This is a genomic window from Microtetraspora sp. AC03309 (genome assembly GCF_020826795.1).
GTDB classification, from domain to species: Bacteria; Actinomycetota; Actinomycetes; order Streptosporangiales; family Streptosporangiaceae; genus Microtetraspora; species Microtetraspora glauca.
Map to the genome: position 1 here is coordinate 1 of NZ_JADDIL010000592.1, position 405 is coordinate 405.

Annotated in this window: 1 protein-coding gene; it reads right to left on the bottom strand. The window is 69.4% G+C overall.

Annotation, left to right across the window (positions count from 1 at the left end; genetic code table 11):
- Positions 1–27: 27 nt before the first annotated feature.
- Positions 28–405: organic hydroperoxide resistance protein (locus tag IMZ11_RS44505; protein WP_228649823.1), on the bottom strand; the 378-nt coding region annotated here is incomplete at its 5' end.

The following is a 405-nucleotide window of genomic DNA, read 5'->3' on the forward strand; positions in this document are numbered from 1 at the left end:
GGAGTAACCCCGGCCTGCCCGTGCCGGTCAGGCCACGCTGATGGTGACGTCGATGTTGCCGCGGGTGGCCTTCGAGTACGGGCACACCTGGTGTGCGTCATCGGCGATGGCCTGGGCGGTCTCCCGATCGACACCCGGGATGGTCACGTTCAGCCGTGCCCGCAGTGAGAAAGCCCCGTCGGCGTTGAGCAGGTCCACCTCGGCGTCCACGGCGGTCTCGGCGGGCAGCTTTACGTTGTGCTTTCCCGCGGTCAGGCCCATGGCGCTCAGGAAGCACGCCGACCAGCCGGCGGCGAACAGCTGCTCGGGGTTGGTGCCGGAACCGTTTCCGCCGGGCGGGGTGAGCTGGATGTCGAGATTCCCGTCGGAGCTGTAGGCCTCACCCTGGCGGCCGCCGGTGGTGTG